This is a genomic window from Shewanella sp. T24-MNA-CIBAN-0130 (genome assembly GCF_040310185.1).
Classification (GTDB): domain Bacteria; phylum Pseudomonadota; class Gammaproteobacteria; order Enterobacterales; family Shewanellaceae; genus Shewanella; species Shewanella psychromarinicola.
Genome location: NZ_JBEOPP010000498.1, coordinates 1 through 244, shown reverse-complemented (window position 1 = coordinate 244; position 244 = coordinate 1). Strand labels below are relative to the sequence as shown.

Below are 244 nucleotides of genomic sequence, written 5' to 3'. Positions count from 1 at the left end.
CCCCCAGATTCCTTCCCAGCTCTCATAAGATGTCTTCTGCTCATCCCCAAAAAAAGGTAAACCTGCGACGCTCGTTGGGAACTCTTCCAAACCACCCGGCGACTCAAGCACTATTTTATTAACTTGCTCCGGATATTCTAACGCATAACCTATAACCCATTGTCCACCCATGGAATGGCCAAGGAAACTAGCTTTATCCAAGCTCAATTTATTCACCAACAGATCATGAATGGCACTTCGAGTA

1 protein-coding gene is annotated in these 244 nt (G+C 45.5%); it reads right to left on the bottom strand.

Going from position 1 to position 244, the window contains the following annotated elements; translation table 11 throughout:
* On the bottom strand, positions 1 to 216 hold a 216-nt coding region (locus AAEZ02_RS23265), incomplete at its 3' end, for an alpha/beta fold hydrolase (RefSeq protein WP_351125566.1).
* Positions 217 to 244 lie beyond the last annotated feature (28 nt).